This is a genomic window from Plantactinospora sp. A48, from assembly GCF_055793945.1.
Window position 1 is genome coordinate 108,976 of the sequence record NZ_JBTIXF010000006.1, and the last position, 14,811, is coordinate 123,786.

A 14,811-nucleotide genomic window follows, 5' to 3' on the forward strand; every position below is an offset into this window, starting at 1 on the left:
GCTGGCCGGGCGGGACGGGTCGGTGCGGTCGCGCGCGTTCAGCCAGTACGTGCTCAAGGTACACAGCCGCTGTGACCTGAGCTGTGACCACTGCTACATCTACGAGCACGCCGACACCGGCTGGCGACACCGCCCCCGGGCCATGCCCATGGACGTGGTCCGGGCGGCGGCCGGCCGGATCGCCGAGCACGCCGCCGCGCACCGGTTGCCCAGGGTGCATGTCGTACTGCACGGTGGCGAACCGCTGCTGCTCGGCGCGGCCGGCCTGCGCGCGGTGCTGGCCGAACTGCGCGCCACGATCTCTCCGGTCACCGACCTCGACCTGCGGATGCAGACCAACGGCGTGCTGCTGACCCGCCAGATCGGCGACCTGCTGCGCGAGTACGACGTCCGGGTCGGTGTGTCGCTGGACGGCGACCGGGCGGCCAACGACCTGCACCGCCGGTTCGCCAACGGCGCCAGCAGCCACCAGCGGGTGCTGCGGGCGCTCGCGCTGCTGCGCGAACCGGCGTACCGGGAGTCGTACGCCGGCATCCTCTGCACGGTCGACGTCCGCAACGATCCCGACCGGGTCTACGCGGCGGTGCTGGCCGAGCGCCCACCCCGGATCGACCTGCTGCTGCCACACGGCACCTGGGACACCCCGCCGTACCGGCCCGACGGGACGACCACCCCGTACGCGGACTGGTTGTACCGGATCTACCGGCGCTGGAACGCCGACGGCCGGCCGGTACCGATCCGGCTGTTCGACTCGCTGCTGGCCACGGCCGCCGGCGGGCGCAGCGAGACCGAGGCGGTGGGCCTCGAACCGGCCGACGTGCTCGTGATCGAGACGGACGGGGCCTGGGAACAGGCGGATTCACTGAAGACGGCCTACGACGGCGCGCCGGCCACCGGGTTCGACGTGCTGCGCCATCCGGTCGACCAGGTCGCCGGGCACGCCGGGCTGGCGGCCCGGGACGGCCTGGCCAGCCTCTGCGCCACCTGTCGGGACTGCCCGGTGGTGCACCGCTGCGGCGGCGGCCTGTTCGCCCATCGATACCGGTCCGGGTCCGGCTTCGACAACCCCTCCGTCTACTGCGCGGACCTCAAGGCGTTCATCGCGGCGATGGACCACACCCCGCCGTCCGGGCGTCCGGTGCCGCCCACCGTCGGGACGGCGCCGCCCACCACGGGCGCGGTGCCGGTCAGCATCGGCCCGGTACCGGCCGTCACCGGGACGGCGCCACCCGCCCCCGGGGCGGTGCCGGTCAGCATCGGCCCGGTGCCGGCCGCCGCCCGGTCAGGGTCACCCACCGCGTCACCCACCGCCCGGCCGGCACCGTCGGCGGCCGGCCCCGGCCCGGTGTCGGTGCCCGGTCCGACCGGGGGAGGGCTGGCGGCGCTGTTGGACGATCTGGCCACCGGGTACGGGACGGCCGCCACCCTGGACCGGCTCGCCGACGCCCACCTGTCGGTCACCCGGACCCTGCTCGCCGCGCTGGTCGGGACGATCGAGTCACCCGTACCGCCGGTCGTGGCCGACGCCTGGTCGGTGCTCGCCGCGGTGGACCGGGTCGCCCCCGGTGCGCTCCGGGCGGTGCTGGCCCATCCCGGTACCCGCCCCTGGCTGGTGCGGGCGCTGACCGGCGGGCACCGGTCCGGTACGGCGGCCGCAGCCGAACCGGCGGCCCGGCTGGCCGCCCTGGCCGCCGCGGCGGCGGTGCGGGCGGGCCACCCCGCCCGGCTCACCGTCGCGACGCGGTACGGGACGGTGCTGCTGCCCACCGTGGGTCGGCTCGACCTCGGGCGCTCGGCGCCGGACGAGCTTCCGATCACCGTCGGCGACGGATCCTTCACCATCGGCCCGGAGCCCGGCTCCACCGTCGTCGTGGACCGGCCCGATCCCGCGCTCGGCTGGCGACCCGCACCCCGGCTGCACGCCGCCGGTTGGGAACTGGCCATCGAAGACGTCCATCCGGGGCAGGACCGGTTCGCCGTACCGGTCGGGCCGGCGCTGACCCCGGTCGGGCTGCTGTCGTTCCGCCGGGTGCTCGCGCGGGCCTGGGCGGAGATCCGCCGCGACACCCCGGAGCACCTTCCGGGTCTGCGCGCCGCACTGCGGACCGTCGTACCGGTGCGCCCGGCGGGGGTGTCGCGGACCGCTCCGGCCGGCTTCGGCGCGGTGGGCGTGCCGACGGACGGGGCCGCCGGGGTGGCCGGGCCGCTGGTCCGGGACTGGCAGCTGGGCAAGCTGGACGCGGTGCAGGATCTCTGCGACCTGCTCGACCCGGCCGGCCCGGCGCTGGTGGCCGTGCCGGGTCGACCGCCCCGGCCGGCCGCCGAGCTACTGGCCGAGCTGTACGCCGAGGTCGGCCCGCCGGTCCTCGGGCCGGGTCGCGAGCCCGCCGGACAGCGGTGGCACCGGGCCGCCGAGGCGGCCGGGACGCTGCTCGACGCCGACGTCCTGACCGGCCACGGGCTACGGTTCGTCACGGGGCTGCGGGACTCACTCGATGCCCGACAACCAGTCCGGGGCTGAGGTCGACCGGGGATGCGCGCAGCCGGTGGTCGAGGTCGACCCGGCCGGACGGTGTTCCGGGCCGCCACGCCGGTCTGCCCCGGCCCTTCGCGCCGACCTGCGGGCCCTCGGGCTGTGCGCGGACCTGCCGGTGCTGGTCCACTGCTCGATGCGGCGGCTCGGCCCGGTCGACGACGGTCCGAACGGGCTGCTGGCGGCGTTGCGGGACGTGCTCGGACCGGCGGGCACCGTGGTGGTACCCACGTTCACCGAGGGCAACTCGTTCACCTCCCGCGCGTACCGCGCCTCCACCCGGGGCCTGAGCGCGGCCGACGAATCCGAGTACCAGGCGCGGATGCCGGCCTTCGACCGGCGCGACACGCCGTCGGAGGGCATGGGCGCGTTGGCCGAGGCCGTCCGCCGGCATCCGGCGGCCCGGCGCAGCGCCCATCCGCAGAGCTCGTTCGCGGCCCTCGGCGCGCAGGCGCGCCGGATCACCGTCGGGCACCGGCTGGACTGCCACCTCGGCGAACGGTCCCCGCTGGGCCGGCTCTACGACCTGGACGCCGTCATCCTGCTGCTCGGCGTGGACTACCAGGTCTGCTCGGCGCTGCACCTGGCCGAGTACCGGCTGCCGGCCCCCGGGGCGCCACGCCGGACGTACGGCTGCTTCCGGTTCGAGGCGGGCCGCCGGGTGCGGCGGGAGTTCGTGGACATCGCCCTCGACGACAGCGACTTCGGCCCGCTGGGCGAGCGGCTGGACCGGATGCCGTACGTCCGGCGCGGTCCGGTGGCCGGCACGCTGGCGCGGCTGCTGCCCATGCGGGCCGCCGTGGACTTCGCGGTCGACTGGTTGACAGCTCATCGCTCTTCTCGCCGTTGACGTTGGTGCCTACGCTCAAGACGCGGGACGGCCGCCTCGGGACGAGAGAGAACGACGACGTGGATACTGCGGAGTTCACCGTGGACCCACGGGCGCCGCTGTTCTTTCTCAGTTACGCGCACGCCCACGAGGGGCGGCGGACCCCGGCGGCACGGGAACCGATCGCGTTCGTCCGCCGGCTCTTCGACGACCTGTCCACACACGTGGGTGAGCTGGTCGGCCGGCCGGCGGGCGCCGATCCGGGCTTCATGGACTCCACGATGAGCGGCGGTGAGCGGTGGACCCCCGAACTGCTGACCGCCGCCGGCACGTGCCAGGTGTTCGTGCCGCTCATCTCCACGTCGCTGCTGAACAGCACCTGGTGCGCGATGGAATGGGACGCGTTCTCCCGCCGCAGCATCGTGCGGCGTTCGGACGGCGGCTCGGCGCACGAGACGGCGATCGTGCCGGTGATCTGGTCACCGACCGACGCCGCCCTGCTGCCGCCGGTGGTGGCCGACATCCAGCGGTTCACCCCGACGAACATGCCGGACCCGCAGATCGCCGCGCAGTACCACGGCGAGGGCGTGTACGGCCTGCTGACGTTGCAGTGGGAGAACGCCTACCGGGCGGTGGTGTGGCGGCTGGCCCAGCGGGTGGTGGCGATCCACCGCGCCTACTGGGTCGCCCCCCTCGTTCCGCAGAGCGCCGACCAACTGCGCAACGTGTTCCTCACGAAGGAGGGGGAATGACCGGGCCGAGTGGACCGGCCACCGCGGCGACGCGGTCCCGGCATCGAACCTATTTCTTCCTCAGCTACGCGCACTCGGCGCCCACCTCGGACGCGGTCCGGACCGACACCGACCCCTGGGTGGGCCAGCTGTTCCAGGACCTCTCCGCCGAGGTCAGCCTCCAGGCCCGGCCGGGCAGCGGGATGGACATCGGCTTCTTCGACCAGCACATCCCGCTGGGCGCCGACTGGAAGGCGGCGCTCGCCGAGGCGCTGGGCGCGGCCGAGGTGTTCGTGCCGCTCTACTCGCCCGGATACTTCAGCCGGTCCTGGGCGCTGGGGGAGCAGGAGTCGTTCCGGGGCAGGCTGGCCGACGCGGGCGTGGCCGACCCGGCCGAGCGGGTCGTGCCGGTGCTGTGGATCCCGCTACCGTCCTGGGAGGACCGGCCGGAGGCCGGCCCGGCGCTGCGGTTGGGCGCGGAGATCCCCGAGTACGCCGAGAACGGCCTGCGCGCGCTCTGCATGCTGACCGCCTACCAGCGGCCGTACAAAAAGGTGCTGGACCGGCTCGCCCGGCGGATCGTGACGGTCGCCGAGGGGGAGCCGCTCGGGCCGTCCCGCGCCCCGGCACTGGGCGACCTGGCCCCGGCCGACGTCACCGCCGATCCGGCGTTCGCGGTGGCCGTGCTGGCGCCCAGCGCGGCCGAGGCGCCGCCGGACCGGCCGCCCGGACGCTACGGCAAGAGCGGCGCGCACTGGCGGCCGTTCGCCGAGCGGCAGGCGCTGCCGGTCGCCGAGTACGCGGCCAGCACCGCCGAACGGCTCGGTCTGCCGACCCGGATCATCGACTTCGCCGACGCCGCGCCGCTGCTGCGCCGCTGCCCCGCGGTGGTGCTCACCGACCCGTGGACGGTCTCCCAGCCGGGTGGCGCGCGGGTGATCCGAGCCGCCGCCGACGGGTTGCCGCCCTGGGTCGTACCGTTGGTGATCTCCGACGGTGAGGATCCGCGGGAGGCCGAGCGCGGCGCGGACCTCGCCGACACGGCCGTCGCTATGCTGCGGGACGCCGGAGTCGGGCAGGCCCGGCAGGTCCGGGGGATCCGCGAGTTCGTCGAACTGCTGCCAGTGCTGGTCACCCAGGCCCGCCGGCAGTATCTCCGGCACTTTCCCATGCAGCCGTCCGGGGGACTGCCACCCGCGGACCGGCCGCGCCTCGGCTACGCCGAACCGTCGCCGTTTCCCGAACCGGGAGGGAGGACCGATGGCCACCAAGCGTGAAGGCCAGGTCGTCACGTTCTATTCGTTCAAGGGCGGCACGGGTCGGACCATGGCGGTGGCCAACGTCGCCTGGATCCTCGCCGCCAGCGGCAAACGGGTCCTGGTCGCCGACTGGGACCTGGAATCGCCGGGCCTGCACCGGTTCTTCGCCCCGTTCCTCAACCTGGACGCCATCGAGGGCACCGGCGGGGTGATCGACCTGATCCGGGACTACGAGTGGGAGGCGGCCCGCGAGCGGGAGCTGGACCGTCCGACGCAACGCCCGGAGGGGTGGATCGAGCGGTACGCCCGGGTGGAGCTGCACGCCTTCTCGTTGCGCTGGGACTTCCCCGGCGGTGGCGGGCTCGACTTCCTGTCCGCCGGCCGGCAGAACACCGACTACGCGGTGACGGTCGGCGGGCTCGACTGGGACACCTTCTACAACCGGCTCGGCGGTGCGGAGTTCTTCGACGCGCTGCGGGCCGACATGAAGAAGAACTACGACTACACGCTCATCGACAGCCGGACCGGGCTGAGCGACGTGGCCGACATCTGCACGCTGCACCTGCCGGACACGCTTGTGGACTGTTTCACCCTGAGCGACCAGGGCATCGACGGCGCCGCCCGGGTGGCCCGCTCGGTGCGGGACCGCTACAAGCTGCGGGACATCCGGATCCTGCCGGTGCCCATGCGGGTCGACCAGGCCGAGAAGGAGAAGGCCGAGGCCGGCCGGGCGTTGGCGATGCGGCGGTTCGCCGGACTGCCCAGCGGACTGTCCGATGCGGACCGGCGACGGTACTGGGCGGCGGTCGAGGTGCCGTACCGGCCGTTCTACGCCTACGAGGAGACGCTGGCCACCTTCGGCGACCCACCGGGCTCGCGCACCTCGCTGCTGGCCGCGTTCGAGACGCTGACCGGGTTCATCACGAACGGTGAGATCACCACGCTGCCGCCGATGGACGAGACGCAGCGGCTGCGCGAGAAGGCCCGGTTCGAGCGCCGCGCCGAGGTCGCCGACGACGACCTCGTGCTGCGGTACGCGCCCGAGGACGCGCTGTGGGCTGAGTGGATCGAACGGGTGCTGGTCTCGGCCGGCGTCCGGATCGCCTCCCCACCGCCCCGCGGCGACACCCCCGAGGACACCGTCCGGCCCGCGCAGACCCTGACCGTCGTCTCGCCCCACTACCTCGGGGTCAGCACGGACGCGCTGCCGCCCCGGGACCCGGCCGGGCAGACCGTCCCGCTCGCCGTCTACGTGGCGGACCTGCGGCCGCTGGCCGAGTTCCCGGCGCACGCCTCGGCGTTCCTGGCCGGGCTCTCCGCGACCGCCGCCGCCGACCGGTTGCTGCGGCTGGTCGGCCGGCCCGGCCCGGCGCCGCTGAGCCAGGCACCCGGGCACGGCATGCGCTATCCGGGCACCGAGCCGGCGGTGTTCAAGGCGCCCGTCCGCAACGCCCGGTTCACCGGTCGGGAGGACGACCTGGCCCAGCTGCGTACGCAGTTGCAGTCCAGCGGCAGTGCGGTGGTGCTGCCGGTGGCGTTGCAGGGGATGGGCGGGGTGGGCAAGACCCAGCTTGCCCTGGAGTACGTCCACCGGTTCAAGGCCGCGTACGACCTGGTGTGGTGGATCGCCGCGGACCCACCGGAGTTCGTCGACACCTCGCTGGCGGACCTCGGCACCCGGCTGGACGTCACGATCGAGCCGAGCCTGCCGGACACCGTCCGGGCGGTGTTGCAGGCGTTGCACCGCAACGAGCCGTACGAGCGGTGGCTGCTGATCTACGACAACGCCGAGGAGATCGACCGGGTGGCGCCGTTCCTGCCGCAGGGCGGCGGACACGTGCTGCTGACCTCCCGCAACCGGGCCTGGGGCGACCACGCCCAACCGATCCCGGTCGACGTCTTCGACCGGGCGGAGAGCGTGGCGCACCTGCGGCGGCGGGTCAGCGAGATCAGCGTCGAGGAGGCCGACCGGGTGGCCGAGGCGCTGGGTGACCTGCCGATCGCGGTGGCCGCGGCCGGTGCCTGGCTGGCCGACACCGGAACGCCGGTGACCGATTACCTCCAGCAGATCGAGCGGCACGGACCCAGCGCCCTGTCCGTCGAGGCCACCTGGGACCTGTCGATCAACCGGCTGGCCGAGCAGGCGCCGGCGGCGTACCGGCTGCTGCAACTGTGCTCGGTGCTCGCGCCGGAGATCTCCCTCGACCTGCTCTACAGCGACGAGATGGCCGACCAACTGGTCTCCATCGACCCGTCGGTCTCGGAACGGCTGGTCCGCGGCGCCCTGGTGCAGCAGATCAACCGGCTGGCGCTGCTCAAACTGGATGTGCAGGGCGGCCAGATCCAGATCCACCGGCTGTTGCAGGCGGTGGTGCGCGACCGGATGACCGCCGCCGAGGTGGACGCCGCCCGGCACCAGGTCCACCTGGTGCTCGCCGCGTCCCGCCCGTCCGGCGAGGTCGACAACCCGGAGACCTGGCGCCGGTTCCGGGTGCTGTGGCCGCACCTGGAGGTCTCCCGCGCGGTGGCCTGCCCGGACGAGGGGGTCCGGCAGCTGCTCATCGACCGCGTGCGTTACCTCTGGCGACGCGGCGGCCTGGCCCAGGGCGAGGAGTTCAGCCGCCGGGTGGAGGCGCGCTGGGAGACGCTGCTGACCGAGACGAGCGACCCGCTGGACGTGACCGCCCTGCGTCGCCAGTTGCTGCACCTACGCAACCACCGGGGCAACCTGATGCGCGACCAGGCCCGCTACGAGGAGGCGCGGGAACTCGACCAGGCCGTCCTGAACGATCAGCGGGAACTGCTCGGCGTCCGGCACCCGCACACGCTGATGACCTCCGGCAGCCTCGCCGCCGACCTGCGGGCGCTCGGCCGGTTCGCCGAGGCGATGGAGCGGGACCGGGTCACCTACGCCGCCTGGTCCGAGGTGTTCGGTGAGGACCATCCCCGTACCCTCGCGGCGGCCAACAACTTGGCCGCCTCGTACCGGGTGATGGGAGACTTCCGGGCGGCCCGCGCCCGGGACGAGGAGGTGCTGCAACGCCGCCGCATCGTGCTCGGCCCGAACAACCCGTACACCCTGCACTCGGCGTCGATGCTCGGTCGGGACCTGCGCGAGGCCGGCGAGTACGAGAAGTCCGTGGAACTGCTGCGGACCGTCTACGACAGCTACTGCGAGGTGCTCGGGCCGGACGCGGGCGCCTCGTTGATCGCCCTGGCCAACCTCGCGGTGTCGGTCCGGGTCGCCGGGCGGCCGGGGGAGGCGGCTCCGCTGCTGGACGCGGCGTACGAGGCGCTGCGGGACCGGTTCGGCGCGGGCAGCCCGGACACCCTGGCCAGCCGGCTGAGCCGCTCGGCGAACCTGCTGGCGGTCAACGACATCGACCGGGCGGAGAGCGAGGCGAGGGCGGTCTCCGACTCGTACGAGTCGGCCCTCGGCCCGGACCACCCGCACACACTGGTGTGCGTGAACAACCTGTCGGCCATCTACCGGGCGGCGGACCAGCCGTCCATGGCGCGCCGGCTGGCGTTGCGGGCCGCCGAGGGCTTCGGCGCGACCCTCGGGCCGGATCACCCGTACACGCTGGCGGCCGGCACGAACCTCGCGGTCTGCCTGCTCGAGTCCGGTGAGGTGGCCGCGTCCCGGGTGATGTTCGAGGATCTGGTGGCCCGGCTGACCGCCTCGCGCGGCCCGGACCACCCGGACACCATCCGGTGCCTGGCCAACCTGGAACTCGCCGACCGGGCCTCCGGCATCGCCGACGCCCACCAGGCGATCGACCGGCTGGCCACCGTGATCGGGCCGGACCATCCGAGCGTGACCACCCTGCGCAAGGGCTCCGCCGCGCACCGGACGCTGGACCCGCACCCGTACTGACCGACCTCCGGCCCGCCCTGCGTCGGGCGGGCCGGCACGGCCCCGGCGGGCCGGGGGCGGTCAGATCGGCTCGGCGGTGGCCACCGGAGCCGACTCGGTGAGCCAGTTGAGGATGTCGGGCAGGATCACCACGGCGTCGAAGTGCGCCTTGCCGGGCTGCACCTCGATGGTCGCGCCGGGGATCTGCCGGGCCAGCCACTGGGTGTGCCGGACCGGGGAGAAGTAGTCGTCCGCGCCGTGCCAGAGCAGCACCGGCAGCCCGATGGTGGAGACCGGGAAGTTCCACGGCCGGCGGAAGGCCAGCACGTCGTCGATCCAGCCGTACGGGCCCTGCCGCAGCGCCTCGGCGTGGGTGCGTTGCAACTGCCGGCGGATCGCCGCGTTGGCGATCACCGGACGGTCCGCGTCGGCCAGGTCCGCGTCGAGCTGGTCGAGCAGCATCGGCCCGTCGGGGTTCCGGGTCATCGCCTCCACCCGGGAGATCAGGCTGTCCACCAGCTCCTGCGGGCGGGTGTCCGCGGTGGTGTACTCGTCGACGTTCGACGGCGCCATGCCCTCGTACCAGTCCAGGCCCGGCGCGTCGGCGGGGGCGAGGCCGACCAGCACGGCGGCCCGGGTCACCCGGTCCGGCAGCAGGGCCGCGCAGGCCAGCGCGTGCGGGCCGCCGCCCGACCGGCCGACCACGGCGAACCGGTCGATACCCAGCGCGTTGGCGATGGCGGCGGTGTCGGCGGCCGCGTCGGCGACCGTGCGGCCGGGGTGCCGGTCCGAGCCGCCGTAGCCCGGCCGGTCGTAACAGATCAACCGAACGCCGAGCCGGTAGAGGACGACCCCACGGGGCTTGGGGCCGCTGCGGCTGCCCGGTGTGCCGTGCATGAGGAAGACGGCCGGGCCGTCCGACGCTCCGGTGATCTCGACCGCCAGACGCCTGCCGTCCGGTGTCGTCACCACCTGATGGGCGGCCTGCTTCAGCGTCACCGTCGCGCCCTCCCGCGAGTCTGGCGTGTGCTTGCCCCGGGGAGAGCCGTGCGGCCCACCGCAACGCCCATCGGTAGCGTAATGGTTCGGAAGGCCACAACCTCCTCCGGGACACGGTCGCCCAATGTGCAGCGTACCGCCCGTCGGGACTTCGCCATAAGGGCCCGGGGAATCGCCGTGGTCGGGTTCCGCACTACGGGCACTACGCTGGGCGGGTTGACGGAAGGGGCGGGAATACCGGTGGCAAGGACCTACAACGTCGTCACGTACGGCTGCCAGATGAACGTGCACGACTCCGAGCGGATCTCCGGTCTGCTGGAGGACGCCGGGTACGTCCGGGCGGCCACCGCGGAGGACTCCGACATCGTCGTGTTCAACACCTGCGCGGTACGCGAGAACGCGGACAACCGGCTGTACGGGAACCTGGGCCACCTGCGGCCGGCGAAGACCAGGCGGCCGGACATGCAGATCGCGGTGGGCGGTTGCCTGGCGCAGAAGGACCGGGGCGAGATCGTCAAACGGGCGCCCTGGGTCGATGTCGTTTTCGGCACCCACAACATCGGCTCGCTGCCGGTGCTGCTGGAGCGGGCCCGGCACAACGCGCGGGCCGAGGTGGAGATCCTGGAGTCGCTGGAGGTCTTCCCGTCCACGCTGCCGACCCGCCGCGAGTCCACGTACGCGGGTTGGGTGTCGATCTCGGTCGGCTGCAACAACACCTGCACCTTCTGCATCGTGCCCTCGCTGCGGGGTCGCGAGCAGGACCGCCGGCCCGGTGACATCCTGGCCGAGGTCCGAGCGCTGGTCGCCGAGGGCGTGTTGGAGATCACTCTGCTCGGCCAGAACGTCAACTCGTACGGGGTGGCCTTCGGCGATGCCGGCGAACCGAGCGGCAACCGCCGGGGCGGCCGGTCCGCCTTCGCCGAGTTGCTGCGTGCCTGCGGCGAGGTGGACGGGCTGGAACGGGTCCGGTTCACCAGTCCGCACCCGCGGGACTTCACCGACGACGTGATCGCGGCGATGGCCGAGACGCCGAACGTGTGCCACTCGCTGCACATGCCGTTGCAGTCGGGCTCCGACGACGTGCTGCGGGCGATGCGCCGGTCGTACCGCTCCGACAGGTACCTGGGGATCATCGAGAAGGTCCGGGCGGCGATGCCCGACGCGGCGATCACCACCGACATCATCGTCGGCTTCCCCGGCGAGACCGAGGCGGATTTCGAGCGCACCCTGGACGTCGTCCGGGCCGCCCGGTTCGCCTCGGCGTTCACCTTCCAGTACTCGAAACGACCGGGTACCCCCGCCGCGACCATGCCCGACCAACTGCCCAAGCAGGTGGTGCAGGAGCGGTACGAGCGGCTGCTGGCCTGCGTCGAGGAGATCACCTGGGCGGAGAACCGCAAGCTGGTCGGACAGACCGTCGAGGTGCTGGTCGCGGTCGGCGAGGGTCGCAAGGACGACCGGACCGGGCGGCTGTCCGGGCGGGCCCGGGACGGTCGGCTGGTGCATTTCGCCGCGGGTGACCTGGCCGGGCAGATCCGGCCCGGCGACATCGTGCACACGGAGATCACCTACGCGGCTCCGCACCACCTGAACGCCGACGGAACGCCTGTCGCGCACCGCCGGACCCGGGCCGGAGACGCCGCCGAGGCCGGGCGGAACCCGCGTACCAAGGGGGTGGCACTCGGACTGCCCACGGTCGGCGTCCCGCCGGCGGCCCTGGCCCCCGCACCCCCCGGCACCAGCGCCTGCCACCAGTGAAAGGAAGGGCCCCTTCCTATGCAAAAAGCGATAAGAAGGGGCCCTTCCTTTCAGGTCAGCAGGCGGTGCCGGAGAGCTTCACCGAGCCCGGTGCGCTGGCGGTGCCGTTGGCGGTGAAGCCGACGGTGACCGACGCGCCGGCCGCGAGCGACGGCGCGTAGGTCGGCGCCGCCGCCGTCACGGTCGTTCCGGACTGGGTGACGGTGGCGTTCCAGCCGTTGACCAGGGTCACCCCGGAGGGCCAGGTCCAGGTGACAGACCACGGGTTGACCGCGGAGCTACCCGAGTTCTTCACGGTCAGCTCGCCCTGGAACCCGCCCTGCCAGGCGTTGACCTGCTTGTAGCTGGCGGTGCAGCCGCCGGTCGGACCACCCGTGGGACCGCCGGTCGGGCCGCCCGTCGGACCTCCGGTGGGGCCACCCGTCGGGCCGCCGGTGGGGCCGCCGGTGGGGCCACCCGTCGGGCCGCTCGTCGGTCCGCCGCCGGCCGGCGGGATCAGGTACGGCTGCAGAACGGACTGCTTGTTCTGGTCCACCGTGATCCAGTCGTCCTTCAGGATGCCGCCGGTGTCACCCGAGTCGGGGTTCCAGGACCAGTAGGTGAAGGACATCCCGTTCACGCCGCTGCCGGTGTAGGCCAGCAGGTTCTGCAACCACACCTTGTCCTTCGGGTCCTGCAGGGTGCTGCCGAACTCACCCATCATGATCGGGGCGATGTTCTGCTTGTAGAGGTAGCCCCAGTACTTGTCCCAGATCGCCGGCATGTTCGCCGGGAACGACGGGTCGTCGAACCACTTCTGGTGGTAGACCGACAACGCGTACTCGTGGGGCGAGTAGACCAGCCGGTTCGCCACGTTCAGCCGGACGGGGTACTGGCCGGCCTTGGACAGGTTGCCGCCCCACCAGCCGCAGTCCTCGTCGTTGCTCGGGTCGTTGTCCCAGACGTTGGACTCGCCGCCGCTCGGGCAGCTCACGCCCTCGACGAAGATCAGCCAGTTCGGCTGGACCGACAGGATGGCGTTGCCGGCCCGCTCGGCGGCCAGCCGCCAGTCCCGGGTCTGGTCCCCGCAGCCCCAGCACGAGCCGGTGGCGGCCGGGTTGGTGCCCGAGGCGTGCGGCTCGTTGTGCAGGTCCGCGCCGATCACCGTGGTGTTGCCGGCGTAGTGCTGGGCCAGCATCTTCCAGTCGGCGATCCAGGTGCTCTCCGGTACGCCGGAGGTGTACCAGAGCGCGGTCTGGCCGGCCGACGTCGGCCGGTGCCGGTCCAGGATGATCCGCATCCCCTTCTGGCCCGCGTAGCCCACGACCTTGTCGAGGATCTGCATCGGGCTGAGCCCGATCAGGTCCGGGTTGACGAAGTCGTTGATGCTGGTGGCCTGCGCACCCGGCTTGAGCGCGTCGTCGGAGAAGGGCACCCGGATCGTGTTGTAGCCCAGCTGCGCCATCTGGTCGAGCTGACCCCGCCAGGTGTTGCTGGACCACAGGCCGTGGAAGGTCCTGTTGTCGGTCTCCATGCCGAACCAGTTGAGGCCGGTCAGCCGTACGGTGGCACCGGTGCTGTCGACGATCTTGTTGCCGCTGGTGTGCAGGTATCCGGTGCCGGTGCCGACGGTGGCGGCGACGGCCGGTCCGGCCGCCGGTGCGACGATCGCGGCGAGCGCGCCGCCGGTGGCGGCCAGCGCCGCGGCGAGCAGGCCGGCGAGCATCGCCGACCGATGGTTGCGGGACATTGCCTCGAACTCCGTTTCAGGGATGCGATGCCCGGACCGAGCTTGAATCGGCGATCACCCACGTACGGAACGCCGCGACGGGGTGCCCTGTGATCTGATCCCCGGTTCGCGTGCTGTTCCGCTGCCCCTGCTCCGGGCCCCATTCTGATCGCCGTCGATGCCGGCGTCAACGGTTGCGTCCGGCGTGCCGCCCCGGCGCGGGGCGTCGGCGGTCGGAATCCGCCGGGCCGCGGCGACCAGATGGCGCAGCAGCGCGGCGGTGGCCGGCGGATCCGGTGGGGCACCGAGGACCGCGGCGCTCACCGCTCGGTCCCCGCCGGGCAGCCGGGCGGCACGCACCGCCGGATTGTGATGCGCCGCCAGGGCCAGCGCGGGCAGCGTGGTCACCCCGAGGCCCGCCGCCACCAGCGCCTGCACGGCCACGTAGTCGTCGGTGGTGAACGCCACGGCCGGGGTGAAGCCGGCCGATGCGCACTGCCGGACGAGGTGTTCCCGGCAGCGCTCGCAACCGGCGATCCACCGGTCTCCGGCGTGGTCGGCGAGCCGGGGCGGTTCCGTACCGCTCTCGCGGGTGACCAGGTACAGCGGCTCGATCAGCAACTCCGTCCGGCGCACGTCGGCCATGTCAGGCGGTGAACCGGGGTAGGTGAAGGTGAGCGCCACGTCCACCTCGCCGGCGCGCAGCGCGCGTACCGCGTCCGGCGGCTCGGCCTCGACGAAGGTCAGCTCCACCTCGGGGTGCTCGGCGGCGAAGGTCGCCGCGGCGGCCGGGACGAAGGTGCCCAGCGCCGAGGGGAACGCGGCCAGCCGGACCCGGCCGGCGCGCAGCCCGGCGTGCGCGGCCAGCTCCGCCGCGGCGGCGTCGAGGCGACCCAGGATCTCCTCGGCCCGTTCGGCCAGCAGCGCGCCGGCGGGGGTCAGCCGGACACCCCGCCCCACCCGTTGGAGCAGCGGGACGCCGGTCTCCGCCTCCAACCGGGCCAGGTGGTGGCTCACCGAGGGTTGGGCGTAGCGCAGCTCCCGGGCCGCCGCCGTGACCGACCCGAGCCGGGCGACCGTGGCCAGTACCCGCAACCGGGTCACGTCGAGCATCCAGCCAATATATAGACGGCGTCTA

General features: G+C 73.3%; 9 protein-coding genes. 6 read left to right on the forward strand and 3 right to left on the reverse strand.

Features of this window, described 5'->3' with window-relative positions:
* The first annotated feature begins 22 nt into the window (after positions 1-22).
* Genes ACXN5W_RS05570 through fxsT form a run of 5 tightly spaced genes read left to right on the forward strand, consistent with a single transcriptional unit; the run spans position 23 to position 9,229 of the window.
* Complete coding sequence (locus tag ACXN5W_RS05570) at positions 23-2,521, forward strand: FxsB family cyclophane-forming radical SAM/SPASM peptide maturase (protein WP_473157056.1); 2,499 nt, start codon at positions 23-25, stop codon at positions 2,519-2,521.
* On the forward strand, positions 2,496-3,383 hold the full coding sequence (locus ACXN5W_RS05575) for an AAC(3) family N-acetyltransferase (RefSeq protein WP_473157057.1): 888 nt from the start codon (positions 2,496-2,498) through the stop codon (positions 3,381-3,383). The genes ACXN5W_RS05570 and ACXN5W_RS05575 overlap by 26 nt, the downstream gene beginning before the upstream one ends.
* A 59-nt stretch (positions 3,384-3,442) precedes the next feature.
* Positions 3,443-4,114: a TIR-like protein FxsC gene (locus tag ACXN5W_RS05580; RefSeq protein ID WP_473157058.1), complete on the forward strand. Its 672-nt coding sequence runs from the start codon at positions 3,443-3,445 to the stop codon at positions 4,112-4,114.
* Positions 4,111-5,370 (forward strand): TIR-like protein FxsC, encoded by a 1,260-nt coding sequence (locus tag ACXN5W_RS05585; RefSeq protein WP_473157059.1) that lies wholly within the window; start codon positions 4,111-4,113, stop codon positions 5,368-5,370. Before ACXN5W_RS05580 ends, ACXN5W_RS05585 begins: the two co-directional genes overlap by 4 nt.
* Positions 5,354-9,229, forward strand: a complete 3,876-nt coding sequence (fxsT, locus tag ACXN5W_RS05590; protein ID WP_473157060.1) for an FxSxx-COOH system tetratricopeptide repeat protein — start codon at positions 5,354-5,356, stop codon at positions 9,227-9,229. Before ACXN5W_RS05585 ends, fxsT begins: the two co-directional genes overlap by 17 nt.
* 60 nt (positions 9,230-9,289) lie before the next feature.
* Here fxsT and ACXN5W_RS05595 read toward each other — a convergent pair whose 3' ends face one another.
* A complete protein-coding gene (locus tag ACXN5W_RS05595; RefSeq protein WP_473157061.1) occupies positions 9,290-10,207 on the reverse strand; it encodes an alpha/beta fold hydrolase in 918 nt (305 codons plus the stop codon).
* Positions 10,208-10,441: 234 nt separating this feature from the next.
* Here ACXN5W_RS05595 and miaB point away from each other — a divergent pair, with 234 nt between their 5' ends.
* The gene (miaB, locus tag ACXN5W_RS05600; RefSeq protein ID WP_473157086.1) at positions 10,442-11,965 is read left to right on the forward strand and encodes a tRNA (N6-isopentenyl adenosine(37)-C2)-methylthiotransferase MiaB; all 1,524 of its coding nucleotides are present in this window, start codon (positions 10,442-10,444) and stop codon (positions 11,963-11,965) included.
* Positions 11,966-12,020: 55 nt separating this feature from the next.
* Here miaB and ACXN5W_RS05605 read toward each other — a convergent pair whose 3' ends face one another.
* Both ACXN5W_RS05605 and ACXN5W_RS05610 read right to left on the reverse strand, forming a co-directional pair.
* Positions 12,021-13,670 (reverse strand): cellulase family glycosylhydrolase, encoded by a 1,650-nt coding sequence (locus ACXN5W_RS05605; protein WP_473157087.1) that lies wholly within the window; start codon positions 13,668-13,670, stop codon positions 12,021-12,023.
* Between the two features lie 78 nt (positions 13,671-13,748).
* Positions 13,749-14,786 carry a LysR family transcriptional regulator gene (locus tag ACXN5W_RS05610; RefSeq protein ID WP_473157062.1) on the reverse strand — a complete coding sequence of 346 codons (1,038 nt, stop codon included), beginning with the start codon at positions 14,784-14,786 and terminating at the stop codon, positions 13,749-13,751.
* Positions 14,787-14,811: the final 25 nt, after the last annotated feature.

What these genes read in the sequence shown, in the direction of transcription:
- ACXN5W_RS05575 (WP_473157057.1), top strand. Translation starts at nt 2,496, where the DNA reads ATGCCCGACAACCAGTCCGGGGCTGAGGTCGACCGGGGATGCGCGCAG.
- ACXN5W_RS05585 (WP_473157059.1), top strand. Translation starts at nt 4,111, where the DNA reads ATGACCGGGCCGAGTGGACCGGCCACCGCGGCGACGCGGTCCCGGCAT.
- fxsT (WP_473157060.1), top strand. Translation starts at nt 5,354, where the DNA reads ATGGCCACCAAGCGTGAAGGCCAGGTCGTCACGTTCTATTCGTTCAAG.
- ACXN5W_RS05605 (WP_473157087.1), bottom strand. Translation starts at nt 13,670, where the DNA reads ATGCTCGCCGGCCTGCTCGCCGCGGCGCTGGCCGCCACCGGCGGCGCG.
- ACXN5W_RS05610 (WP_473157062.1), bottom strand. Translation starts at nt 14,786, where the DNA reads ATGCTCGACGTGACCCGGTTGCGGGTACTGGCCACGGTCGCCCGGCTC.